Consider the following 24,335-nt stretch of genomic DNA (forward strand, 5'->3'; position numbering starts at 1 on the left):
CCGTGGCGCATTCACGTAGCATCAAGAGGATGGTTGCCCATGCGCCCCAATGAAAGACGCCAACATATCCTTGAACTGCTACGCCAGCGTGAACGTATCTCGGTCGACGAGTTGGCGCGCACCCTCGGCACTTCGCAAGAGACCATTCGCCGCGACCTCACGGCCCTGGCCGAAGATGGCCAGGTCACCAAGTTCCATGGCGGCGCCTCGCTGCCGCCCAGCGGCGAGCACGAGAACGCCTTCCAGACCCGGATGAATGAATTCTCCCAGGAGAAACGTGCAGTGGCGCGCTTCGCCGCCGGGCTCTATGCGCCGGGCGACAGCCTGCTGATCGATACCGGTACCACCACCCTGTTCTTTGCCCGTGAACTGGCAAGGCTCAACCGCATCACCGTGATCACCAACTCCTTGTTGATCGCCGCCGCCATTGGCGCCAGCGGTAATCGCGTGTTCATGATCGGCGGCGAATACCGCCCCGAATCGGAACAGAACATCGGCGCCCTGGCCATGGAGCAGATCGCCCGGTTCAACGCTGAGCATGCGGTGGTCACCATTGGCGCCTTGAACACCGACGGCGCCTTTGACTTTTCCATCGAGGAAGCGGAAATCACCCGCGCCATGATCGCCCGCACGCGCTACCTCACGGTGATTGCCGACTCCTCGAAAATGGGCAAGCGTGCGCTGTTCCAGGTATTCCCCCTGGAGCGCATCGACCGCCTGATCATCGACCGCAAACCCTTGGGCGAACTGGCCAAGGCCCTGGCCGAAGCCCAGGTTGAAGTCCTGGAAGCCCCTGCCCTGACCCGGCCGGAGTGGTAAACGCTCAGCGCCAGCCGCGGCAGCGCGTCACCGCATCGCTGAACGTGGCCCGCCACTGCTGGGCCTGGGCGGCACTGACTTTGGGGTGATAGCTGGTGCTGGTATTGCGCGGCGGCTTGAGCGCCACGCCGAGGCCTTTGGCTGCCAGCGCTGCGCAGCCGAATGCGGTCAGCTCATCGAAGCGCTGGGTGACGATGCAGCGCTGCAAGGCATCGGCGAGAAACTGCGCAAAATAGGGGCTGCGCGCCAGGCCGCCATCGATGGACAGGTGATCGGTGACGCTGAGAAACCCGTCCATTGCGCTGATCACTTCCACACTGCGCAATGCCACACCCTCAAGCACGGCCTGGCACATATCCTGGCGCGTGGTGCTGCCATTCATGCCGACCCACAGGGCTGCCGCGCTGCGGTCCCAGTGCGGGCAAGCGAGGCCGGACAACGCCGGCACAAACGCCAGTTGGCGGCCAATGGCCGGTGCTTCGTCGAATGCCGCCAGCTCCGAAAAATCGCTGAACAAGCCAAGCCGCCCGGCCCATTCCACGGCTGCGCTGGCATCGTAGACACCACCGTCCATGGCGTAAGTGGGCTTGCCGTCGATCTGCCAGGCGATGGTCGCCAGCAGGCCCTTTTCCGGGGCGCGGATGATCTGCTCGCCGGTCACGGTCAGGGCAAACGCCCCGGTCCCGTAGGTGATCTTGGCGTCGCCCTCATTGCGGCAACCATGGCCGTAGAGCGAGGCTTGCTGGTCGACAATCGAGGCGGTGACCGGCGTGGCGCCGATCTCGCCAAAGTGCCCGACGGTGTCGCGGATCTGCGGCAGGGTTTCCATGGGCACGCCAAACAGCTCGCAGAGCTGGCTGTCCCACTGCCCGGTCGCCAGGTTCATCAGCGAGGTGCGCGAAGCGGTGGTGACGTCCGTGGCGAAGACCCCGGTCAGGCGGTCGAGAAAGTATGCATCGGTAGTGCCCAGGCGCAGCCGCCCGGCGCGCAATGCGCTCTGCGCGGCTGGCAGGTTGCGCACGATCCAGGCCAGCTTGCTCGCCGAGAAATACGGGTCCAGGGGCAAACCCGCACGCTCCAGGGTCAGGGCCTCGCCGCCGTCGCCGCGCAACTGGGCGATTTCGGCCCAGGTGCGATTGTCTTGCCAGACGATCACCGGGGATAACGGCTCGCCGGTCTGGGCGTCCCACGCCAGGCAACTCTCGCCCTGGTTGGCAAGGCCGATGGCGTCCACCTGGCCGGTGGCCTCCAGGCAACGCTGCAGGTTACTGAGCAGCTCCAGTGGATCGTGCTCCACCCAACCAGGATGGGGATGGTGTTGCTGATGGCGCAACGAGAGCTGGATATCAGCTGACCCATTGTCACTCACCACCAACACGCGGGTGCTGGTGGTGCCTTGATCGAGCGCGGCAATCCGCATGTTTAAGACTCCTCGGCAGGTCTTGTTATTGGCCGACAAAGTCGACTTCGAGTTGCTGTACGCCCTGGGGCAGCTTGAGGCTGGCGATGGGTATCAATATCCGCCGCTCGGGCAGCGAACTGCCGGCGCGGGCCCAGATTTCCTGGCCATCGGCCCGTACCACCAGGCGCCCTTTCACCCCACGGTTGACCCGCAGTTGCAGGTGCTGCATACCGGCCACTGTGGACGGGCTCAGGCGTTGCGGCACGCAGAGCTTCAAGGCGCCCTTGCAGGCGATCTCGATGCTCGGCGCAGCAGGCGGCAGTTGCCCCTGCAGATCGCGGGCGATCATCGTAGCGATCTTATGGCCTTCGCGAAACGACCAACCTGCCGTCTCGACGGGGCGCAGCAGATTCCCCGCGGCAAAGTAGGCCGGATCGGAACAGCGCCCGTATTGATCGACATGCGGGCCGCCGCTTTTCGGGTCCAGCCGCAGCTCGCTCAGGCGCACCAGGCTCGACTCGGGAGTGAACTGGCCGGTAAGCAGCACGCCGTCACAATCGAAGGTCTGGGTCTGCCCATCGGCCAGGCGCACCGTTGCGCCCTCTACCCGCCCGGTGCCGTGGATTGCCAGAAGTTGTGCACCGAAATGCATCGGCACCCCGCACAACCGCGGAAACAGCGACAGCGGCCAGCGCGCCGTGGCCCGCAGGTTGGCCTCGATCATCGCCACCGGTTGGATTCCGGCACGCCGGCAACTCATGACCGCCGACAGGCTGACCAGCTCGGTGCCGACGATCAGCGGACGCTCAAAGGGCTTGAGATGCTCCAGGTACAGGTAGGACTGGAACGCGCCGGTATTGATCACCCCCAGCGGGCGATCGCCGCCCAGCAGGCGCGCCGAGCGTGGTGTTTCCCGGGCCCCGGTGGCAATCAGCACGCGTCGCGCCTGGATCACCCTGGCGCCCTCCGGGCTCACCAGTTCCAGCCGCCCGCCCAGGCCCATCTGCGTCACCGAGTGCTTGACGCGAATCTGCACCCCGGCCTTCAACGCCTGCGCGACGTTTTTGCGCGCATAGCCAGGCCCTGTATAGACGCGGCCGTATTCGCGCAAACCAAAGGGCGGGTGCCCACAATGACGTGGGATACCACCCGCCTCGGGCTCACGCTCAAACACCACCACCGTGCCAACGCCCAGCTTGCGCAGGGTCATCGCCGCCGACAGCCCCGACGGCCCGCCACCGATAATCGCGACATCAATGTTTTCGACTTCAATGGGCTTCATGACAAACACCTGTGGCAAGGGGAATGGCCAGGTGGCCAGCGCTCAGCTCGGCCACCCGCGCCCCACAATAAAAGCCCTGGCAGCGCCCCATGCAGGCCCGCGTGCGGCGTTTCAGGCCGCCCAGATCACCGGGCGGCAGCGCGCTGGCCAAGGCATTCTGGATTTCCCGCAGGGTCACCATTTCACAGTGGCAGACGATTTCGCCGTAGCCCGGCCGGTGGTAATCGCGGGGCAAATGTTCGGCGAGATTGGGCAGCACCGGCCATTGCAGGATTGAGGCGGGGACTGGTGTGTGCTCGCGCTGATACAGGCTGAACACGTGCCGGGCAATGCCCAGCGCCGCCGTCAGGCCGGTGGAGCGGATGCCGCCGACGCTGATCCAGTTCTTACCTTCGACCCGCTGCACCCGATACTCTTTCTTTTCCGTGGCCGGGCGCAGCGCGGCATAGGTGGCGGTGACCGGCATGCCGTCGAGCGCAGGAATCCGCTCGACGGCCGCGTCCACCAACTGGCGCAGCACGTCGCTGTCCAGGCCTGCGTGCAGGCGGTCTTCCTGTTCTTCGGCGGTAGGCCCCACCAACAAATTGCCGTAGACGGTGCGGGTCAGGACGATGCCCTTGGTACGCTCGTTGGGCACCGGCAGGATGATGTTGCCCAGGTAGCGCGCGGCCGCCTTGTCGAACACCACGAACTGGCCTTTGCGCGGGTGGATGGAGAAGCTCGACGCGCCCAGCAACTGCTGCTCCAGTACATCGCCGAACAAGCCGGCGCAGTTGATGATCGTGCGTCCCCGGATAAACCCGTTGGTGGTCTCCAGGGCCCACAGTTCGCCATCGAAATAACCGCCGTTGACCTCGGTATTGAAGCGCACCTGTGCCCCATGCGTCATGGCCTGGAGCAGATACCCAAGCGGCGCCGACCACGGATCGATAAGGAATTCACCAGGCACCTGGACCGCCCCCAGGGCGCTTTGGGCCAGGTGCGGTTCAAGGCTGCGCACCCGCTCGCGGCCGATCAGGCTGACATCGGCAATCCCATTGGCGTGTGCCTGTTCGACGATGCCGTGCAGCTTGTCCAGGTCATCCTCGTTCCAGGCCACCACCAGCGCGCCGGTCTTGAGCAGGGGCAGCGACATGTTCTGGTGGATGTCCAGGTATTCCTGGTAGCCGTCCTGCATGCATTGCAGCTCCAGGCTGCCGGTTGGCGCATCGAAGCCGGTGTGCAGGATCGCGCTGTTGCCTTTGCTCGCACCAGAGAGGATGTCCGGGCTTTTTTCCAGCAACAGCACCCGCGCGCCCTCCAGGGTAAAGCGCCGGACCATCGCGCATCCCACAACGCCACCGCCAACAACGATGACGTCGTAGATGCCGCTCTGGTTCGGGAAGGGTTTCGTCATTATCAAGCCTATGGGTGAAGTAAGCGCAGAGGTTGCCGTGAGTGGGTGCAGGGCATATGCCACTGACCGAAACGGGGTTGGAATGACCGATTGGCCATCACGGTTCCCTCACTGCCCAAGGACTGCGCGCCAAGGCATGCAGCCGCCGCCATGCCAGCGCCTAGTGTTTATGGGTACCCGGGCTTTAAACACGCCGTGGAAAAGGCTGACCGGTTCGGTGCACACAGAGCTGATTCTGTCAAAAAGACGTTACTGTCGATTCGCTCAATACGCGGAAAATGCTACATAAATACACAACCACTTGGAGCCAAGTTACTTTTCAACACTTTTTAGGCATGACCCCGACCGCTATTCCACGGCCATATCGCGCTCAGAGCGCGATACTCAGTCAAAAAAACCAACAAATATTGACCGATACGCAAAATTATCCACATTAAATTCGCCGACCGACGAGGTAGGCCGTCTTTTCTCGAGTCCTTCTATAAAAGACGTTGAACGGGCCGGTTCTGAGACCGAGGCCCCCTCGCCCATTGCAGCCGCCAGTCAGAAACAACTAGAATAAGATTAATTCCCACTTACGAATTTTTCGCATGAAACCAGCCCAGCCCGCCGAAGCCGCGACGCTTGAAGCCCTGTACCGCGGCTACCACGGCTGGTTGCTGAGCTGGCTGCGCCGGCGCGTGAATTGCTCCCAGCACGCGGCAGACGTGGCACATGACACGTTCATCCGCCTGCTGTCGGCCAGCCCCTACGTGGCGCCCCGTGAGCCCCAGGCCTATCTCGCCACGGTGGCCCGCCGCCTGTTGATGGACAGCAATCGCCGGCGCCGCCTGGAGCGGGCCTATCAGGAAGAACTGGAACGCTGCGCCCAGTACCTTGAGCAAGCGCCCTCGCCCGAGCAGATCCTGCAGGCGGTACAGGTGCTCGAAGCGATTGACCGGGCCCTGGCGCGGATGAAGCCACGGATCCGCGAGACCTTTATCCTGCGCCACCTCGATGGCCTGGATCAGGCCCAGATCGCCGAGCGCCTCGGGGTTTCGGTGCGCACCGTGCAACAGGACCTGGTGGAAGCCCTGCTGGCCTGCGACGCGTGCGCCCAGGCATGACCCCGGCCATCCTGCGCCAGGCTGCCGAGTGGCTGGTGCGCCTCGACCATCAGCCCGATGCCGCCAGCCAACAGGCTTTCCACGCCTGGCTGGCCGCCGACCCGCAACATCCATTGGCGGTTGCGCGCTTGCAAGGCCACCTGTCGCCACTCAAGCAGGCGCCGGCCCGGGCCGCGTTGCGCCGGGCGCGCCAACAGCCGAAGGCGATCAAGGGCCTGGCCCTCACCCTGTTAATCGGCCTGTTTGCCCTGCCGGCCTATCAGTACAGCCAGCGCGGCTACCTGTTCGCCGACCTCAGCAGCGCCAGTGGCCAATGGCAGCAACAACGCCTGGCCGATGGCAGTGCCCTGCAACTGGATGGTGGTTCGGCGGTGGACCTGCACTTCGACGCCCACCAACGGCGCATACGCCTGCTGCGCGGTGAGCTGCTGGTGGACGTGGCCAAGGATGCCCAGCGCCCGTTCTATGTCGACACCCCGCAAGGCAGCATTCGCGCCCTGGGCACGCGTTTTATCGTCGAGCGCAGCGGCGATGCGACGGTGGTCAGGATGCTCGAATCGTCCACTCGCATCGACAGCGGCACCCAACAATTGACCCTCAACCCCGGCCAGCAGGTGCGCCTGGAGGCAAGCGGCCCAGGGCCGGTGGAAAAATTCGATGCGCGCGCCCACGAGGCCGCCTGGAACACCCACCAGGTGCTGGCCAACGACGAGCCCCTGGCGGATGTGCTGGAGCGCCTGGGACGGCATCGCAGCGGCCTGTTGCTGTTCGATCGCCAGGCCCTGCAAGGCTTGCGGGTCACGGTCATGCTGCCGGTCGACGACCCCGCGCGGGCCTTGCGCCTGCTCCAGCGCACGCTGCCGATCGAAGTCAGCAACTACACACCGTGGGTCACCCGTGTGTCCTTGAAAAGCAGCGCGAATAATTCTCAATAAAGTCTGCGTGTTTTCGGTTTTGCCGCGTCCTTTCCTTGGCCAACATCCAAAGGAGCACCGATTACATGTCTTCCAACCCATCCTCCCGTGGCAGCCTGCTGCTGGCCAGCCGCCTGCTGTTTGGCTGCCTGCCGCTGGCATTACCGGCCATTGCCTACGCGCAGCAACAGGTCCAGGCCTTCGATATCGCCCCAGGCCCCCTCGGCGAAGTGCTCAGCCGCTATGCCCAGGCCGCAGGCACGCCGATAGCCTTCCAGTCGCAACAAGTGGCCGGCCTGAGCAGTGCAGGCGTGCGCGGCAGTTACAACGTAGTGGATGGCTTTGCCAAGGTGTTGGAAGGCACCGGCTTTGCGGCGCAAGCCAGCGCCGATGGCTACCAGTTGCAGGCCTTGACCGAGGCCAGCGGCACCCTGGCACTGGCTGCCACCCAGGTCACCTCCAACCAGTTGGGCACCGTCACCGAGGGCACCGGCTCCTACACTCCGGGCACCATTGCCACCGCCACACGCCTGGTCTTGACGCCCAGGGAGACCCCGCAGTCGATCACCGTGATCACCCGCCAACACATGGACGACTTCGGCCTCAACGCCATTGACGATGTGATGCGCCACACCCCCGGCATCACCGTGTCGACCTACGACAGCGAGCGCACCAACTACTTCGCCCGTGGGTTTTCCATCGAAAACTTCCAGTACGACGGCATCCCCACCCTGCGCAACTCGGCCTACTCGTCTGGCCAGACCCTGACCGACATGGCGATCTACGACCGAGTGGAGATCCTGAAAGGCGCCACCGGCCTGCTGACCGGTGCGGGCGCGCCGGGGGCGACCTTGAACCTGATCCGTAAAAAGCCCACCCGTGACTTCAAGGCCAGCATCGAACTGGGTGCCGGCAGCTGGGACAACTACCGCTCCCAGGTCGATGTCAGCGGGCCGCTGACCGACAGCGGCAATATCCGCGGGCGCGCCGTGGCGGCCTATCAGGACAAGCATTCGTTCATGGAGCGCTACCAGCGCAAGACCAGCGTCTACTTCGGCTCACTGGAAGCGGATCTTGACGACGACACCTTGCTGACCGTGGGTTTTGACTATCAGGACAACGACCCCATGGGCTCGGGCTGGTCCGGCAGCCGCCCGCTGTTCAACACCAAGGGCGATCGCATCGACGTCAAGCGCTCCTACAACAACGGCGCCAAGTGGAGCCGCTGGGAGCAATACAACCGGGGCGCCTTCGCCACCCTGGAGCGCAGCTTCGCCAATGGCTGGGTAGCCAAGGCGCAAGTGACCCACCAACTCAGCGGCTACCACGCGCCCCTGGGCTCGATACAGAGCGCGCCAAATCCCGACACCGGCCTGTCCACGGTCTACGCCAATAAATTCACCGGCCAGACCCGTGCCAATGCCGCCGATGTGTACCTCAGCGGCCCCTTCAGCCTGCTGGGGCGCGAGCATGAACTGGTAGTGGGTGGTTCGGCCTCCAACTCCCACTGGAAAGGCAAGGACTACGGCAGCCCCAAACACGCCAACGGCAATGTGGTGGACTTCTGGAACTTCGATGGCAACTTTGCCGAACCCGACTGGGGCGCCCCCACCTACGTCAACGACCTGACCACCCGCCAAAGCGCTGGCTACATGACCTCGCGCTTCAATCTGGCCGACCCGCTGAACCTGTTCCTCGGCGCCCGCGTCGCCAACTACAAGCTGCGCGGCACCGACGACTCCACCGAAACCGGGCGCCTGGTGCCCTACGCCGGCGTGACTTACGACCTGAACGAAAACTTCACCGCCTACGCCAGCTACACCGACATCTTCATGCCGGAAAGCTACAACCGCGACCGCAACAACAAGCTGCTGGAACCCTCCGAAGGCAAGAACTACGAAGGCGGCATCAAGGGTGAATTCTTCGGCGGCCGGCTCAACACCAGCCTGGCCTACTTTGAAGTGCACCAGAGCAACCGCGCAGAAGCCGACGCCGAATACAACGCCGCGCCGACCAACCCGTCATTGGGCTATGCCACCAAGGGCATCGAAGCCAAGACCAAGGGCTTGGAGGCCGAAATGTCCGGTGAACTGCTGCCCGGCTGGCAGGCCCAGGCTGGCTACACCCACAAGATCATCCGTGACCAAAGTGGGCAGAAGGTCTCGACCTGGGAGCCCGAGGACCAACTCAGCTTCTACACCACCTACAAACTCAAGGGCCCACTGGACCGCTTGACCGTGGGCGGCGGCGCGCGCTGGCAGAACCGAAGCTGGCAGGAACTGTACAACCGCTACAAGGCCAAGAACGAGGAGTTTGCCCAGCAAGCCTACTGGCTGGTGGATGTGATGGCGCGTTACCAGGTCACCGAAAACCTGTCGGCGACGCTGAACCTGAACAACGCATTCGACAAGAAGTACTACACCAATATCGGCTTCTACAACACCGCCTATTACGGCGATCCGCGCAACGTGATGCTGACGACCCGCTGGGATTTCTGATCAGAACATAATTGAAACATAAGGAAAGTCATCGGCTGCCAAAACAAGGGAATCAACCTGGGGCAAACCGCTACACAAGGCTAACGCCCGGTAGCGGTTGACACCCAGGCCCATTCCCGAACTTTGAGGCAGCAATCCTTATGAGCAGTATTTCCCAGCCCAGCCCTGCGCAGCGCCCCCCACGCCAGCTACTCAATCTGCCTGTCACGCCGTTGCCCTCGCGGCACAAGCGTGAAACTCCCACCCCATCTGAATCAGCAGAACATCCTCGCACCGTGGGTGACCGCGCATTGGCGACGGCGTATAGCTCGGCATTACTGGAGGTCGCCAATCGCCAAAAGAATGTGACGATCAACACGATTGCTCCCGACTCCACATTCGGCCAGTGGTGGGCACAACTGCAAAATGCCTTCAAGTCGCCCGACGTCCGTCAGTGGCTTGAAGAAAAAGGCATCAACACCCGCTCGATCACCCTCCACCCGGAGTCAGGAACGCTCTCTTTCAAGCGCCAGCACTACCTTGACCCCGAACAGAAGCGCCACACAGTCGGGCTCGACGACGCACGCTGGGCAGCCATCAGTGGGCCCATCCTGCAGGCCGGCAAAGTCATTGCGGCGGGCCACGCTGACACGACGTTCTCGCCCCCCGCAAGCGATATTCATGACCCGGTTCCCTATTGGCTGGTCGGGCACTTTTACAATGAGCGGCTGGACCTGACGGGCCCGTCGATGCGCCTGCGTGCTGAACAAATCGATCAACAGCAAGGCTTTACCAAGCTCGATCCCACCACCAGCGCCGATTTGATCAAGGCGCGCAGCGACAGCGCTCTGTACGTGCAAAAAGCGCACTTGGGGGATATTGGTAGCCGCCATCAAGCCATCGCCGAGCTTCGTCACCTGGCGTCTGGCGTCGAATCCGGCAGCGAATATGTGGGGCAAATCCAGAATGCGCTGACCAAAACGATGATCGACCTGCCGGCCGACAGCACTTACCAACCCAGCACCAGCGGCCAACCCAATAGGGTCAGCCTGCTGCAGTTTATCCAAGACCATGGCTGGGATATCCCGACCGATCACGCACAACTGGTCAACCTTGCCAGCGCCCTCGCCACGCCCCCCCCCAAGGCTGCGAGCAATGGCAACCTGGGTGGCGCGCTGGCCTGGCCCGTATCGCTTGACCAGGACAGCCAGGAACAATTGCAGTCGGATATACGCGCAGGCCAGTTCGGCGATCTGACCCTGCGGCCCTTTCACCGTGTGCTGGATTATCTGCTGCAAGGCAGGCAAGTCTCGCCTCAAGAGCAGAGTAATCCACGCCTGTTGATTGATACCTTGATCAATTCTGCTCGGGGCCAGGCACTGGGCAGTGCCATCCAAGCCACCTTCGCGGCTCGCGCCGTCAAAGGCAGTGCCGCTGATTGGCTGCTGGCGGCCTTGAACGTGGAGAGCACCAGCGCACCCACCGGCCAAGTCCCCGGCGAGATCGCGGGCTACCGGCTTGTTTCGCCCGGCAACGTCGGTAAGTCGGCCGCCACGGTCTGCGAGGAATTGGCCGCGCACCTGCAGGCCCAGGGGCGTGCAACCTCGCCCGCGCAAGCCACGCTTCAAGCCCATCTGCTACTGGCCAGCCGGGCGCCGGCGTTCCTGGTCAAGGACATTCCGGAGCAGGTAGTGGTGGGAACCCACAGTTGGGTCAGCCTGGCCACGGCAACCGCGCGCATTGAAGCAAAAGCCCCCGGGGCAACGGCGACGATGAGCTATGCGCAGATCATGCTCGACGCGGGTACAGCGCCCATCACGGAATTAGAACGGCAGGTGGAATACAGGGCCCAGAGCGAGGCGATCAAAGACTGGGGGGCAGCCAGCGGCATGGGTTACCCCGTGACGCCCGCCGCAATAACTGCCGTGCGCGAGGCATTCAGCGCGCAAGTGCGCGAACTCAAGGAGGCCTCCGAAACCCAACTGCCGCCCATGCCCACCACCAAAGCCATTGCCCTGGAACAGCTCAAGCATGCGCTGCCGGAGATGGACCCGGCACTCTTCGACAAAAAATGCATTACCTCGCAGCCCGCCAGCAGGTTTTTCCCCGGCCCCTACTCGATCCTGGACCTGTATATCGATGGTCGCGGGCTCAACGGGGCACCCGACTCGGCGGACAACTGGGGAGAGACCGGCCGTGCCTTTGTAAGGGACCAGACGTATGGCACCATCAACATTGAGCCTGATGGCAAACCTGCGGCGTGGGTTTGCTCATCGACTGCGATCAACCTCAACGAGGTCATGCCCAAGCTCAAAAACCTGGCGCGCCCCTTGGAAGTGTTCAAAAGGACATTTGCCGACTACGCCAACGACGTCAAAAAAACCACGGCTACCCAGATCAAGCTACTGATTTCCAAACTGCCGCTCACCGACAGGCAGAACCTGGAATTCGGAAAAATAACCATCAGCAAGGAGATGCGCTACACACGGGACGATCAGCCCATTCAGGTTGAACCGGGTGTTGTCCTGGTCAAGACCGAACGCAACGGTAGCGTCATGACCTATGCCATTGATCGCTTGAAGGGCACGGTGACCCGGCGGCCAGACCAGAGTTACAAGGAGTACGCTCCCCAGAGCAGTTTCATGCATTCCTCTGGCGGTAAAAGATTCGATGCAATAACACCCTCGGGTCAGTACGCAGCGGGCATAACCCAGGAAACCCCAGGTGTAGAAGACGCCCCCAATAGCTTCAGCAGTGCCAGGACCCGCTACATTGCTGATGCCTTGATCAAGGACATGGAACTGCCTGCTGTAGAACGCTATGCCAAGGGCGCCACCACCTTTGATACGGAAGTACCGACCTATAAGATCCTTGAAGAGATTGCGCTCAATCTCATTCCCTTCAGGTCGGCCATCAAGAACTTTATCGAGGGCAACATCGGCAGCGGCATTGTCGATCTGGCGTTTGATATCTTCGGTTTTGCAATCGGCCTGGGGCCGGCCGCCAAAGGCGCAAAAGCCCTTGCCACCGGGGCATCGGCCCTGTCGAAGCTGGGGCGTACCGGGCAGATCATTGGGCGCGCAGCGGTTGGTGCGCTCAATCCAGTAGGGGGTATCGATGACTTGGCGCGCTCTGTCGTAAGCCTGGGGCGTACCGCCCACAAGGGCGTCAAATCCTTGCGCGGCAGCTACCGCAGTGTGAACCTGCTGGAACTGGCAAAAAAACCTGACATTGCCGAAGGCACCTACAAAGCAGCCAGCGGCGCACTTGAAAACAAGGCCCTGGCCAAGTTCGATGAGGCGAGCCAAAAGTGGTATGCCTTTGACCCTCGCACGCAACAGGCGTACGGCAAATCACTGGACCATTTCGTCGTTGATACGCCCAGGTTAAACGACCCCAACAGCTTGCCGGCCATCGGCGCCGAGGTGGCAAAGACCGCCAGCCAGCAGCACGGTCTGGCAGCAACCGGTACGTTCCGGGTTGGGCAAGAGACAGTCGAGGGGAACGTCGTACTGTTCCAGGGCAACTGGCATCAATACGACGTGCTCAAGAAAAGAGCCTTTGGCCCCCCACTGAATGATTTCAAACCCAGCCGGGTGGCCGCCAATGGTGAGGTGAAATCGCTCAATACCGACCTATTGGGTTACGAAATCAAACATATCGCGGCGGATGAGCTCAGGACTAAAGGGCTGCAAGGCAATGTCTACACGGGCCAGAGCCATAAGGAATACGTCAGGGTCGATGGTGCGTTTTATGAGTCGCGTTTGAAAGAGGGACAGCGGGTCATCGTCCACCCCGGCGGCGCGGGCGCGGATATCCCCGTGCAGGATCTGGGCATGGCTGGGTGGGCCCCCACGTCCAGGGCCAACCAGTTGCTGGGAGGGGCCGGCAGCGCGCCAACACCCTGGAAACTTGGCGACAGTACGTATGTAGTGCCAATGGACGATATCAAGGCAACGGGCAACCCAGCGTCGCCCTATGCCATCAACTACATGGGCGAAGACCAGAGTGTCAGCTTCAATAGCTCCATCGGTACATGGAAAGCCACCCGCCTATTGAGCGGCGCCGAACGGCCAAACCATCTCTACTACTGGAGAACTGGCAAAGGCAAATGGCAGCGGGGAACCATCGATGAGCTTAAAAAAGCCAAGCGGATCGACGCACACAACTACCATTTTGTTGAGGCCCCGGCGCCGATCACGATAAATGTCCCCAAAGATGTGCAGCCTTTACCCAAAGAACTGCATTATTTCTGGGCTGGCCAGGACATTCCCGCCAACCTGGTCGACAACATGGCCAACAATGCGAGCAAAGCATGGGGGTATAAATCTGTACTGCATGTGGATGCCGATAACCCAGCGGTTTTTCAACAGATAAAAAGCAAACTGCAAAGCAAGGCCCCTGGCCTGACGGTGATGAACCTCAATGAAGACGAGGTTTTCAAACAGCTGAAAAACGGCGAACTGTATAACTACTTTCGCCAAGGCCAGGCGAAAAACCTGGCCGCCGCGTCGGATGTTGCACGCTATCCCATCATGAATAAATACGGTGGCATTTATCTCGATACCGATGATGTCATTCAAGCTGACATCGGCAATACCCTACTAAAAGCGGGCGCCAATGATGTCCTCCTGAATAAACCTGTGGCCCATAGCCTCACTGACTACCACCCGTTCTACAACACCAGTAACTTTGCAACGCAGCCTGGCAACCCTGTCATTACCGATATGATCGCCGAAATGAACCAGCGTTTTTCCGCCAACAAGCCCTACTTCGCAGCCAATCGCCCCACCGTTACCCGAGGGTCAAATGGGCAGGTGCAATACACCCCTGAGTTCAACGCCTATGAGCGCAAAATCTTTCAGACGGTGGGCCCCAATTTGTTTAACGACGTACTTAAATCGAAAAGACCGGACATGTACGACCTGGGTTTCGATGGCATTACCAAAGAATCAAAAGTTGTCGATAACAAAGTCGTCTCATCCGGGCCGGTGGTCAACATTGAAGCGCGCCTGCGCCAGTTTTACACGAGCAAGGGCATTGTCCCTTCCGAGCTGTTGGGCCTGCGGATCAAGCAAATGAAGGAGCACTACTACCCGCTGTTCCATCAGTTCAAGGTCAAAGTAGGCGCCGAACACTCCTGGATCGACGGCTGAGACCACGTGCGGCGGGTGGTTACTCAACCACCCGCCGTACCTTGAGCAACGCCGCGCGCAACGCGCTCTTGTCCACCGAGCCCAATGCCAGCCTGATTGCATGGGGCACATGCCCTGACACCGCAAACGGCTCGGCAGTGGACACCGAAACACCCTCCTGCGCCAACGCCATGGTGACCTGATCCGCCCGGGCATCCTCCCCCAACGGCAGCCATAAAAAATACGACGAGGGATGGCTGATGTACTCCACCCCCGCCAGCACCTCAGCCGCCAGCGCCTGCCGGGCCTGGGCGTCCTGGCGTTTTTGTACCTCCAGTTGGAGTACCGTGCCGTCCTCGATCCAGCCGGTGGCGATGGCCGTCATTACCCCCGGCGCATTCCATACCGTGGCCATGACCGTCCTTTCCAGCGCCGCAACCCACGCCAGTGGCGCCACGACGAACCCCACCCGCAGGCCGGTGGCGACACTCTTGGACAGCCCGCCCACGTACACCGTGCGCTCCGGCGCCAGGTGCGCCAAGGGCGGTGGCGCGTGCTCGACGAGGAAGGCATAGGCGGCGTCTTCGATCAGGATCAGCTCGTGTTCGCGGGCGATGCGCACCAGTGCCTCACGCTGGTCGAGCCCCAGCACCCAGCCCAGGGGGTTGTGCAAGGTCGGCATGCAGTACAGCGCGCGCACCGGGCGTCGGCGACACAGCTGTTGCAACACTGCCAGGTCCGGCCCGCGCGGCGTGACCGGGATCGCAACGAGCTCCAGGTGCAAGGTCTCGGCCAGCACCTTGAAACCGGAATAGGTCAAGGCATCCACCGCCACCACATCGCCGGGCTTGAGCAACGCCATCATGCTCACCGCCAGGCCATGCTGGGCCCCGCTGACCACCAGCACTTGCTCGGCCGCGACACTCAGGCCACGGTGCAGCAGATGCCGCGCCATCACCGCCCGCTCATGGACGCGCCCGGCATGGGGCTGGTAACGCAGCAGCGCTTCCAGGTCGCCAGACAACGCCAATTGGCGCAAGGCCGTGCGCAGCAGGTCGGCCTGGCCGGGCAAGGACGGGTAGTTGAAATTCAGATCGAGCATGCCCGCCGCCACCGCCATTTGCCCACTGCCTTGGCCGGGCGCCAGGGCAATTTCCCGCACAAAAGTGCCACGCCCGGTCTCGCCGCTGACCAGGCCCATGGCCTCCAGTTCGCTATACACCCGGCTGGCCGTGACCAGGGCCAGGCCATGGGTGGTCGCCAATTGGCGGTGGGTCGGCAGGCGGGTGCCGGGCACCAGGGTTCCAGCACGGATATCCCTGGCAAAAGCATCCACCAGGGACTTGTAGCGGGCACGGGGCATGGGCGATGTATCCATGACAATTTTTTGATTGTCGCAATCTTCAGCCCTAGGATGCCCGAAACGCAACCCTCCCCTGTCGAGCGCCCCCTGCATGGAACAAACGTCCCGGACCATCCCCCCCGAACATAGCCGCAGCGGCTGGATCAATGGCTTGATCGGCGTGCTGATTTTCAGCGGCTCGCTGCCCGCCACCCGCTTGGCGGTGCTGGAATTCGAACCGGTGTTCCTGACCGTGGCCAGGGCGAGCATTGCCGCCGTGCTGGGCCTGTGCCTGTTGTGGCTGTTGCGGGAACGTCGCCCCGCGCGCAACCAGTGGGGGCCGTTGCTGATTGTCGCCCTGGGGGTGGTGATCGGCTTCCCGTTGCTCACCGCCCTGGCCTTGCAGTATGTGACCTCGGCCCACTCCATCGTGTTTATCGGCCTGCTGCCCCTGGCCACCGCGGTGTTCGGTGTGCTGCGCGGCGGCGAGCGACCGCGCCCGGTGTTCTGGCTGTTTTCGATCCTGGGCAGCCTGCTGGTGGTGGGCTATGCCCTGGCCCAGGGCCTGAACGCCGCCCCCGCCGGCGACCTGCTGATGCTATTGGCGGTGCTGGTGTGCGGGCTGGGATATGCCGAAGGGGCCAAGCTGGCACGTACCCTCGGCGGCTGGCAGGTGATCTGCTGGGCGCTGGTGGTTTCGCTGCCGGTGGTCGCGCCCCTGACCTTGCTCCTGGCCCCCGCCTCCTTCACCGGCATCAGCCTGCCGGCTTGGCTAAGCCTGGCTTACGTGGCGCTGTTCAGCATGTTGATCGGCTTTGTGTTCTGGTATCGCGGGCTGGCCCAGGGCGGCATTGCGGCGGTCGGGCAGTTGCAGTTGCTGCAGCCGTTCTTCGGCCTGGCGCTGGCGGCCAGCCTGCTGCATGAACCGGTGAGCCTGGGCATGCTCGCCGTGACCGTGGCGGTGATTGCCTGCGTGGCCTTGGCTAAGAAGTTTGCGCGATAGGGGCGTGGGCCTTTAGGCTCATGGATTGGCCCAAGAACAATAAGGATGCACGATGCACACCCCTTCCCTGCAAGACACCACGGCGCCGGACGGCGTCTGCTACGGCTGTGGCCCCAGCAACGCCCACGGGCTGCATATCAAGAGCCGCTGGGATGCGGACGGTGTGCATATCGTCGCCGAGCACCTGCCCGACGCCCAATACTGCGGCTGGCCCGACCTGGTCTACGGCGGCCTGATCGCCATGTTGGTCGACTGCCACTCCAACTGGACCGCCATGGCCTATCACTACCGTGCCGAACAGCGCACACCTGGCGAGTTGCCGCGTATCGACTGCGTGACCGGCAACCTCGGCATCAAATTCATCAAGCCCACCCCCATGGGCGTGCCGCTGACCTTGCGCGCGAAGGTCGAGGGTGAGGTCGGGCGCAAGAGCCGCGTGATCTGCGAGGTGTACGCCGATGGCGTGCTGACGGCGATTGGCGACTCGATCTTCGTGCGTGTCGATACCGGGCGCCTGGCCGATACGGCCCATGGCCGCCAGGCCTGAGAATGGTCTACATTCAACGCCACGTGCCGAAAAAAGGAACCTGACGATGACGCGCCTGACCGCTAAAGACTTCGCCCCTGAGCTGCTGGAACTCTACGACGGCTATGCCCACGGCAAGATCAACCGTCGCGAGTTTCTCGACCGCGCGGCCCTGTTCACCTTTGGCGGCCTGACCGCCTCGGCGCTGCTGGCTTCCCTGAGCCCCAACTACGCCCTGGCCGAGCAGGTGAAATTCACCGACCCGGACATCGTTGCCGACTACATCACCTACCCCTCGCCCAAGGGCAACGGCTCGGTGCGCGGCTACCTGGTCCGCCCGGCGAAGGCCACAGGCAAGCTGCCGGCGGTGGTGGTGGTCCACGAAAACCGTGGGCTCAACCCCTATATCGAAGACGTCGCCCGGCGCCTGGGCAAAGCCGGGTTTATCGCCCTGGCGCCCGATGGCCTGAGTTCGGTGGGCGGCTATCCCGGCAATGATGAAAAAGGCGTGGCGCTGCAACAGACCGTCGACCCGGCCAAGCTGATGAATGACTTCTTCGCCGCCATCGAATGGCTGATGCATCACGACGCCAGCACCGGCAAAGTCGGCATCACGGGCTTCTGCTACGGCGGTGGCGTGACCAACGCCGCGGCCGTGGCCTACCCGGAACTGGGCGCGGCCGTATCGTTCTATGGGCGCCAACCTGACACCAGGGACGTGCCGAAGATCAAGGCGCCGATCATGTTGCACTTTGGCGAACTGGACACGAGGATCAACGAAGGCTGGCCGCCTTATGAAACCGCCTTGAAAGCCGCAGGCACGACCTATGAAGCCTACATCTACAAGGGCGCCAACCACGGCTTCCATAACGACTCGACCCCACGCTACGACGAGGCCGCGGCGAACCTGGCCTGGGAACGCACCTTGGGCTGGTTCCGTAAGTACCTCGTGTAATCACACCGCCCCCTGATCAATTCAAATCAAGAAGCAGCAGACATGATCGAAACCCGCCTGCTACGCCAGTTCATCGCTGTGGCTGAAGAACTGCACTTTCACAGGGCCGCCATGCGCCTGCACATGGCCCAGCCCCCTCTGAGCCAGGCCATCAATCGCCTGGAGGGCAAGCTGGGGTTCAGTCTGTTTACCCGCAGCAAGCGCGGGGTAAAACTGACCCCAGCCGGTGGCGCATTCCTCGACGCCGCCTATGGCACCCTCAAGGCGTTGGCGCTGGGCATCGAACACGCGCGCCAGGTGGCGCAGGGTATCGCCGGCAAACTCACGGTGACTGCCGTGTCGATCACCTACTACGAGCCACTGCTCGATAGCCTGCGCCGGTTCCGCGAGACGTTCCCAAAGGTGCAATTGATCATCAAGCAGATGCCTTCTGCCAGCCAGGCCCAGGCCATTGCGTCGGGGGAAGCGGATATTGCCTTCATACGCAAATTGCCGATGGCCGCACCAAACATTGCGTCGCGCCTGTTGCTGGATGAGCAGATCGTGATGGCCCTGCCGGCCGATCACCCCAGGGCCGGCGACGGCCAGATCGACTTGCGGGACTTCGCCGGCGAAGACTTTGTGTTCACCCCTCAAGCCCTGGGCAGCGGTTATCACAGCCAGCTTATCGCCCTGTGCGAGGCCGCCGGCTTTTACCCTCGGGTGGTACAGGAAGCCGCGCAGCTCCATACGCTGATCGGCCTGGTCGCCTGTGGCTTCGGCGTTGCCCTGGTTCCGGAGTCGATTGCCAACTCGATCCTGCGCGACAAGGTCGTGTTTCGTCGCATCGCCCCGGTAAGCGCTTTCCCCAACCCAGCCATCGGCCTGTACCTGAGCTGGAACACCGACAACCCATCACCGTTGCTGGACAGTTTTATCGCCCTGCTCGACTTCAGCGCCACTGCTGTGCCTTCGACCACCGATTAGTCGCTGCCCGTGAGCGTGCCACGGCATTAGCACCGCAGAGACGGGTGATCGCTGGCGCTGGCGAGTCGAATCGGGGGTTGGACATGTCAAAACCGTGGGTCGCATTGATTGCAGTGATGATGACTATCAAACCGAGCGGCCTGTTTAATTGGCAACGCTGATTCCTATAATCGCCTCCACATTCTTCCCCGGCCTGGCTTCAGGCTGCATTCCCCCCGGATCTTCGCCCCATGCCAAGTGCTAGCCAGGCCCCTCATAGCCTTCCCGAACATAATCAACAGAGCGTCAAACAGCAGTGGCTGGCGATTCTCTCGGTTGCCGTGGGGGCCTTTGCCCTGGTGACCAGTGAGTTTCTGCCGGTGGGCGTGCTCAATGATGTCGCCAGTGACCTGGGCATCAGTGCCGGCCACGCCGGTTTGATGGTGACCCTGCCCGGCATCATGGCCGCCCTCGCCGCGCCCTTGCTGTCGGTCAGCATTGGCACCATGGACCGTCGCTATCTGCTGATCGGCCTGACGCTGATCATGATCATTGCCAACTCGGTGGTGGCGTTGGCCAGTGATTTTGGCCTGCTGCTGTTCGGCCGTGTGCTGCTGGGCATCAGCATCGGTGGTTTCTGGGCCACCGCCATCGCCCTCAGCGGCCGCCTGGCGCCCAGGGGTGTGGGCGTTGCCCAGGCCACTTCGATCATCATGGTCGGCGTGACCCTCGCCACCGTGCTGGGCGTGCCGGTAGGCACCTGGCTGAGCGGCCTGATGGGCTGGCGCATGACGTTCCTGATCACCGCACTGATGGGCGTACCGGTACTCCTGGCGCAGATTTTCCTGCTGCCACGACTCAATCCGGAGAAGGCCATTCGCGTCAGCGACCTGCCCGCCTTGTTTATCAACCCCCAAGCGCGGGTCGGCTTGATCGCGGTGTTGCTGATCGGCCTGGCGCACTTTGCCGCGTACACCTACGTTGCGCCCTTCTTCAAGCACAGTGCCGGCTTCGATGGACCAACGATTGGCTCGTTGCTGCTGTTGTTTGGCGTGGCCGGGGTGATGGGCAATATCTTTGCCGGTTTTGCTGCCAACCGCAGCGTACGCCACACCCTGTTGCTGGTGGCGCTGATGATCGGCACCAGCACTGCGCTGTTCCCCCATTTCGCCACCGGCATGAGCGGCGCAGCCATGCTGATCGGGCTTTGGGGCTTCGCCTTCGGTGCCTTTCCGGCCTGCGCCAGTATCTGGATGTTTGTCGTGGCGCCCAAGGATGTCGAACGCGGCATGCCGCTGTTCGTTGCGTTGTTCCAGGTGATCATTGCCCTGGGCTCGTTCTTTGGCGGGCGGATCGTCGACCAACTGGGCAGCTCGGTGCTGCTGAGCCTCGCCACAGTGCTGGTGGGCTTGGGTTTTGTGACGGTGTTGGTGCTAGGGCGCAATGTCAGCAACAGCCTTGCGGCCCAGCCCTGCTAGCTGGCTGAGCATTGCAGTGGGGCTCTCCCATCGGCAGGGGGAGCCTACTCGATCCTGCGAGACAGCCTGACGTTGGCTTTGCCGATGGGCAACTCCTGCGCGCCCGACCTCAATGCCAGGGAAACCCTGGTGTTTTGCGCGTCAACCTTCACCACCAGGTCGATATTTTTTTGCTTGCCCAGTTTCTGGAAAGCCTCAAGGATTTCTTCTTCATCGAAGGCGTCAATCCACACGCCATACCGGCCGTTTCCATTGCGCCAATAGAGGCCACAGAACTTTGGGATGGCCCTTTTGGCGTAGTGGTTATCCTGTAGATCCTTTGCGAATAAATTTTCCTGCTCGCCGTTGTAGGCGCTGAAGCCAAAATCGAGCCACTCGCCCTTCTCCAGGACAACCACCGGTCTCCAGCTATATTTCTCTCGGTAGACGCCATAGATTTCTGGCGCAGGATAGCCTTGCGTCAGTATTTTTTGCCGGATTTGCGGGCTGAAGGTCTTATAGGAAGGATCATTGAGCATGCGCTCTGCATAGCCGTCTTTAAACATGTACTGGGCATTGCTGTAGGCGCTTTGCTTGGTAATGGTTGTAGCATGCGCCTGAAAGGCCCCGACTTCCTTCTGATGCCCCGCTCCGCTCAGCCACAGCACCACCCGGCCCTGTGGCGCCAAGCCCACGACAAAGGTGCTGTAGGTGTCTTTTTTATGGGTGTCCTGATCGATAAAACCCTCATCTAAGAGGCGCTTGATCGCGTCTTTGTCCAAGGCCCAGTGACCGCTATAGAACGTGCGCTCCACCAGCGAGTACCAGGTAAATTCCAGCTGATAGGGCACGCCCTTTTTTTCGATCGCGGTGGTCATCGTTCCGCCCTGGCTGCCCCAGCCGGTGTTCTGCGTGCCCCAGATCGCATCAAAACCGTAGGTAAAACCCTCAGCGATTATGGCGCCACGGTAAACCTCCATCGGGTATTCCTGTGGCGCAGATACCGTTCCCGTCCAGCTGTAGGTTTCTGGCATGTCTTTACTCTTGCACGCGGCCATCGAAAAACAGAACAACAGCGCAGCAATCACAGTTATCGGGGTTTTTATTGTCACGCAGCGCTACCTCATCATGGCTTTACAGGAACATCGCCCGCCACTGCGCTTCCCTCTCCCGGAACCAATACCAAGCTCTGGGGCGAAGACAACGTAATGCCCATTTCCTGAAGGCGCGCAAGCAGGATGAACAGCAAGTCACTGCGGGTACCGGACACCGAGCGCGGGCTGTTGACGTAGCCGCTGACCCCAATGATCAGGCCGTCCCTGGCCAGGTCCTTGAACGTGACCGAGGGTGCCGGCGTATCGAGAATCGCCTCGTGCTCGGTAAACGACTGCATCAGCAGTTCGCGAACCTTCAATACATCGGTATCCAGCGGCAACGTGAGGGTAATGCCCACCACGCCCAGGGCGTTGCCCATGGTGACGTTGCGCACGTTTTGCGAGATGAATTGCGAGTTCGGCACGATCACCGTCGAGCGGTCGGACATCTGGATCTCGGTGGCCCTGACGTTGATCCGCCGAATATCGCCCTCCACGCCCCCCAGGCTGACCCAATCGCCAACCTTCACCGGCCGCTCCGTGAGCAGGATCAGCCCGGAGATGAAGTTCTGCACAATCGCCTGCAAGCCGAAGCCGATGCCCACCGACAAGGCACTGACCACCCAGGTCAGGCTGGTCAGGTTGATCCGCAGGATCGACATCACCAACAGAGTCAGCAGCACAAAGCCCAGGTAGCCCACCAGGGTCACCAGGGAGGCGCGCATGCCGGCGTCCATGTTGGTTTCCGGCAGCAGCCGCTCGCTCAGCCAGCGCTTCAAGGTGCGCACGGCGAACAGCCCGATGACAAACATCAGCAGCGCAATGAGGATGTCCTGGGGAATGATGTGCAGGTTGCCCAGGGTCTTGCTGGACTCGCCCAGTTGGCTGAAGCCCTGGAGCAATTCGCTGGGGCTGGAGCCTGCCGGAAGGAAAGCCGCCATCACGGCGGTGAGCAGCAGCAATGTACGGCCAACGCCCGCCAGCACCGTACAGGCCTGGGCCTGGTGCCGTGGCGACAGCCCCAGGGCATTGGCCAGTGCCAGGCCGCTGGGCTGCTTGGGCGAAAGCAGGGTTTCGCAGACGTCGCCGAAAAAGGCGATCAGCAGGTAGGCCGACGCCGCCACGACGCTGACCCACAGCAGCTTGACGGTAAGGAAGTAGGCCAGGGACAGATACCCGGTGAACAACGCGAGGACAATCACCGCCACCCAGATTGACGCCACAAAGGGCAGCATACCGGCGAGCCCACCCGGGCGCGGCAGCTCGAGTTTTTTGCGCACATGGCGCACGCGCAGCATCGCGGCGATAAAGATCAACGCGGTGGTCAGGGCCGTCAGGCCATTGAGCGCCACGGTCAGCGCCAGGCTGGCGCCAGTGACGTTGTTGATGCGCTCCTCGGTGGCCACCAGCATCAGCGCCACCGCCAGAATCGCCGGGAAAGGCCCCAGGGCACTGGCGATTTCATCGGCAATGGCCGGTAACCGCCAGGACGGTCGCGGCAGCATCAGCAAGGCGCGGCCAAGGCCCGCAATAAACGCACAGAACGTGGCCAGGGTGACCAGGTGATCGGAAAGCCGGGCCAGGTTTTCGCTCAACACCGCGTTGCTCTCCAGCCCCCAGCGCATCAGCGAGACCGCCCCCATGATCGTCAGGATCGACGACAACCCCACCGCCACCGCCAACGTACTACGCCGCAGGCGCCCCTCCGGCAGCCAGCGGATCATTGCCCAGGTGAGCAGATGCTCCAGCAGTCGCCGGCCGAAACTCCAGATCAGCACCGCCGCCAGCAGCGTGCTGAAGAACGCCCAGCGGTTCTCGGGGCTGACGGCACTCTTGAGGGCGACGATACCTTCGGCCTTGAGGTTGTCCAGGCGTTGCAAGTCCTCGCTGGTGGGGCGGATCAGGGTCGACCAGAAGGTGGGGCTGAAGGGCGAGTCGGTACGTGAAGTGACTTGGGAGTTGAACAGATTGCGCCGCAGGTTGACGATCTGCGCGGCGAGGTCGCGGCTCGTCTGGCTCAGTTGCTTGGCCTGCTGCTCATCCTCAAGCAGGCTGTTCTTCTTGCGGGTCAGGGCATCCCGTTGCTCGGTGAGGCTCTGCGCTTCGCCGGGCTGGGCCGCGCCCAATACCTTGAGTTGATCGTCAAGGCGCTCCATCTCGGTGGCGCGCACCGTGAGCAAGGCCGCGGCCAGTTGTTGCACCTGCAGCGCGCCCTGCCGAAACTCCGCCAGCTTCTCGTCACTGGTACTGACCGGCACGCTCTGGCGAATCAGCTCAAGCTGCTGGCTGAGCTGCTTGAGGTCGGCGTCTTCGGGCAACAGCGGCAAACTGTCGACGACCTCGACTGGCGCCGGTGTGGCGCCCGCCTCTGCCCATCCCGCCGGGCTGATAGCCAAAACCATGGCCAACAAGGCCTGGCAGATGACGCCCCTATAAATTCGCCGCATCAACAATTCACCCTTTCTGTCTTTTTTCCATTGGC

16 protein-coding genes are annotated in these 24,335 nt (G+C 62.2%); 10 read left to right on the plus strand and 6 right to left on the minus strand.

What is annotated here, in order from left to right; translation table 11 throughout:
• Positions 1-39 precede the first annotated feature (39 nt).
• Positions 40-819 carry a DeoR/GlpR family DNA-binding transcription regulator gene (locus ACO77H_RS16030; RefSeq protein ID WP_169952976.1) on the plus strand — a complete coding sequence of 260 codons (780 nt, stop codon included), beginning with the start codon at positions 40-42 and terminating at the stop codon, positions 817-819.
• A gap of 4 nt (positions 820-823) precedes the next feature.
• Here ACO77H_RS16030 and ACO77H_RS16035 read toward each other — a convergent pair whose 3' ends face one another.
• The 3 genes from ACO77H_RS16035 to ACO77H_RS16045 are packed head-to-tail and all read right to left on the minus strand — an operon-like array spanning position 824 to position 4,899.
• Positions 824-2,239 (minus strand): FGGY family carbohydrate kinase, encoded by a 1,416-nt coding sequence (locus ACO77H_RS16035; protein ID WP_432754257.1) that lies wholly within the window; start codon positions 2,237-2,239, stop codon positions 824-826.
• A 25-nt stretch (positions 2,240-2,264) separates the two neighbouring features.
• Positions 2,265-3,503 (minus strand): NAD(P)/FAD-dependent oxidoreductase, encoded by a 1,239-nt coding sequence (locus tag ACO77H_RS16040; RefSeq protein ID WP_169952971.1) that lies wholly within the window; start codon positions 3,501-3,503, stop codon positions 2,265-2,267.
• Positions 3,490-4,899 carry an NAD(P)/FAD-dependent oxidoreductase gene (locus tag ACO77H_RS16045; protein ID WP_170041226.1) on the minus strand — a complete coding sequence of 470 codons (1,410 nt, stop codon included), beginning with the start codon at positions 4,897-4,899 and terminating at the stop codon, positions 3,490-3,492. Before ACO77H_RS16045 ends, ACO77H_RS16040 begins: the two co-directional genes overlap by 14 nt.
• 590 nt (positions 4,900-5,489) lie before the next feature.
• Here ACO77H_RS16045 and ACO77H_RS16050 point away from each other — a divergent pair.
• The 4 genes from ACO77H_RS16050 to ACO77H_RS16065 all read left to right on the plus strand — a co-directional run bounded on the left by ACO77H_RS16050 (position 5,490) and on the right by ACO77H_RS16065 (position 14,552).
• Complete coding sequence (locus ACO77H_RS16050; RefSeq protein WP_169952967.1) at positions 5,490-6,005, plus strand: sigma-70 family RNA polymerase sigma factor; 516 nt, start codon at positions 5,490-5,492, stop codon at positions 6,003-6,005.
• Positions 6,002-6,940 (plus strand): FecR family protein, encoded by a 939-nt coding sequence (locus ACO77H_RS16055; RefSeq protein ID WP_432754258.1) that lies wholly within the window; start codon positions 6,002-6,004, stop codon positions 6,938-6,940. The genes ACO77H_RS16050 and ACO77H_RS16055 overlap by 4 nt, the downstream gene beginning before the upstream one ends.
• Before the next feature lie 65 nt (positions 6,941-7,005).
• Complete coding sequence (locus tag ACO77H_RS16060; RefSeq protein WP_169952963.1) at positions 7,006-9,417, plus strand: TonB-dependent siderophore receptor; 2,412 nt, start codon at positions 7,006-7,008, stop codon at positions 9,415-9,417.
• Between the two features lie 140 nt (positions 9,418-9,557).
• Positions 9,558-14,552, plus strand: a complete 4,995-nt coding sequence (locus ACO77H_RS16065) for a glycosyltransferase (RefSeq protein WP_432754259.1) — start codon at positions 9,558-9,560, stop codon at positions 14,550-14,552.
• A 19-nt stretch (positions 14,553-14,571) separates the two neighbouring features.
• Here ACO77H_RS16065 and ACO77H_RS16070 read toward each other — a convergent pair whose 3' ends face one another.
• Positions 14,572-15,894, minus strand: a complete 1,323-nt coding sequence (locus ACO77H_RS16070; protein ID WP_169952959.1) for a PLP-dependent aminotransferase family protein — start codon at positions 15,892-15,894, stop codon at positions 14,572-14,574.
• Positions 15,895-15,985: 91 nt separating this feature from the next.
• Here ACO77H_RS16070 and ACO77H_RS16075 point away from each other — a divergent pair, with 91 nt between their 5' ends.
• From ACO77H_RS16075 to ACO77H_RS16095, 5 genes are all read left to right on the plus strand, one after another.
• Positions 15,986-16,876: a DMT family transporter gene (locus ACO77H_RS16075; protein WP_432754260.1), complete on the plus strand. Its 891-nt coding sequence runs from the start codon at positions 15,986-15,988 to the stop codon at positions 16,874-16,876.
• Between the two features lie 52 nt (positions 16,877-16,928).
• Positions 16,929-17,423, plus strand: a complete 495-nt coding sequence (locus tag ACO77H_RS16080; RefSeq protein WP_169952955.1) for a PaaI family thioesterase — start codon at positions 16,929-16,931, stop codon at positions 17,421-17,423.
• 46 nt (positions 17,424-17,469) lie between these two features.
• Positions 17,470-18,357: a YghX family hydrolase gene (yghX, locus tag ACO77H_RS16085; RefSeq protein ID WP_170041219.1), complete on the plus strand. Its 888-nt coding sequence runs from the start codon at positions 17,470-17,472 to the stop codon at positions 18,355-18,357.
• 42 nt (positions 18,358-18,399) lie between these two features.
• Positions 18,400-19,323 (plus strand): LysR family transcriptional regulator, encoded by a 924-nt coding sequence (locus ACO77H_RS16090; RefSeq protein ID WP_432754261.1) that lies wholly within the window; start codon positions 18,400-18,402, stop codon positions 19,321-19,323.
• A 230-nt stretch (positions 19,324-19,553) separates the two neighbouring features.
• Positions 19,554-20,780 carry an MFS transporter gene (locus ACO77H_RS16095; RefSeq protein ID WP_432754262.1) on the plus strand — a complete coding sequence of 409 codons (1,227 nt, stop codon included), beginning with the start codon at positions 19,554-19,556 and terminating at the stop codon, positions 20,778-20,780.
• Positions 20,781-20,824: 44 nt separating this feature from the next.
• Here the strand turns inward: ACO77H_RS16095 and ACO77H_RS16100 are convergent, their stop codons facing one another.
• Both ACO77H_RS16100 and ACO77H_RS16105 read right to left on the minus strand, forming a co-directional pair.
• Positions 20,825-21,793: a DUF2931 family protein gene (locus ACO77H_RS16100; RefSeq protein ID WP_432754263.1), complete on the minus strand. Its 969-nt coding sequence runs from the start codon at positions 21,791-21,793 to the stop codon at positions 20,825-20,827.
• 92 nt (positions 21,794-21,885) lie between these two features.
• Complete coding sequence (locus ACO77H_RS16105; protein ID WP_407073415.1) at positions 21,886-24,255, minus strand: DUF3772 domain-containing protein; 2,370 nt, start codon at positions 24,253-24,255, stop codon at positions 21,886-21,888.
• Positions 24,256-24,335 lie beyond the last annotated feature (80 nt).

It is taken from the genome of Pseudomonas sp. WMBT8, from assembly GCF_050916005.1.
Classification (GTDB): domain Bacteria; phylum Pseudomonadota; class Gammaproteobacteria; order Pseudomonadales; family Pseudomonadaceae; genus Aquipseudomonas.

Excerpts from the sequence above, each read along its gene's own strand:
- ACO77H_RS16075 (WP_432754260.1), top strand. The coding sequence starts at position 15,986 with ATGGAACAAACGTCCCGGACCATCCCCCCCGAACATAGCCGCAGCGGC.
- yghX (WP_170041219.1), top strand. The coding sequence starts at position 17,470 with ATGACGCGCCTGACCGCTAAAGACTTCGCCCCTGAGCTGCTGGAACTC.
- ACO77H_RS16095 (WP_432754262.1), top strand. The coding sequence starts at position 19,554 with ATGCCAAGTGCTAGCCAGGCCCCTCATAGCCTTCCCGAACATAATCAA.
- ACO77H_RS16100 (WP_432754263.1), bottom strand. The coding sequence starts at position 21,793 with ATGCCAGAAACCTACAGCTGGACGGGAACGGTATCTGCGCCACAGGAA.
- ACO77H_RS16050 (WP_169952967.1), top strand. The coding sequence starts at position 5,490 with ATGAAACCAGCCCAGCCCGCCGAAGCCGCGACGCTTGAAGCCCTGTAC.
- ACO77H_RS16055 (WP_432754258.1), top strand. The coding sequence starts at position 6,002 with ATGACCCCGGCCATCCTGCGCCAGGCTGCCGAGTGGCTGGTGCGCCTC.
- ACO77H_RS16065 (WP_432754259.1), top strand. The coding sequence starts at position 9,558 with ATGAGCAGTATTTCCCAGCCCAGCCCTGCGCAGCGCCCCCCACGCCAG.
- ACO77H_RS16090 (WP_432754261.1), top strand. The coding sequence starts at position 18,400 with ATGATCGAAACCCGCCTGCTACGCCAGTTCATCGCTGTGGCTGAAGAA.
- ACO77H_RS16035 (WP_432754257.1), bottom strand. The coding sequence starts at position 2,239 with ATGCGGATTGCCGCGCTCGATCAAGGCACCACCAGCACCCGCGTGTTG.
- ACO77H_RS16045 (WP_170041226.1), bottom strand. The coding sequence starts at position 4,899 with ATGACGAAACCCTTCCCGAACCAGAGCGGCATCTACGACGTCATCGTT.
- ACO77H_RS16030 (WP_169952976.1), top strand. The coding sequence starts at position 40 with ATGCGCCCCAATGAAAGACGCCAACATATCCTTGAACTGCTACGCCAG.
- ACO77H_RS16040 (WP_169952971.1), bottom strand. The coding sequence starts at position 3,503 with ATGAAGCCCATTGAAGTCGAAAACATTGATGTCGCGATTATCGGTGGC.
- ACO77H_RS16060 (WP_169952963.1), top strand. The coding sequence starts at position 7,006 with ATGTCTTCCAACCCATCCTCCCGTGGCAGCCTGCTGCTGGCCAGCCGC.
- ACO77H_RS16070 (WP_169952959.1), bottom strand. The coding sequence starts at position 15,894 with ATGCCCCGTGCCCGCTACAAGTCCCTGGTGGATGCTTTTGCCAGGGAT.
- ACO77H_RS16080 (WP_169952955.1), top strand. The coding sequence starts at position 16,929 with ATGCACACCCCTTCCCTGCAAGACACCACGGCGCCGGACGGCGTCTGC.
- ACO77H_RS16105 (WP_407073415.1), bottom strand. The coding sequence starts at position 24,255 with ATGGTTTTGGCTATCAGCCCGGCGGGATGGGCAGAGGCGGGCGCCACA.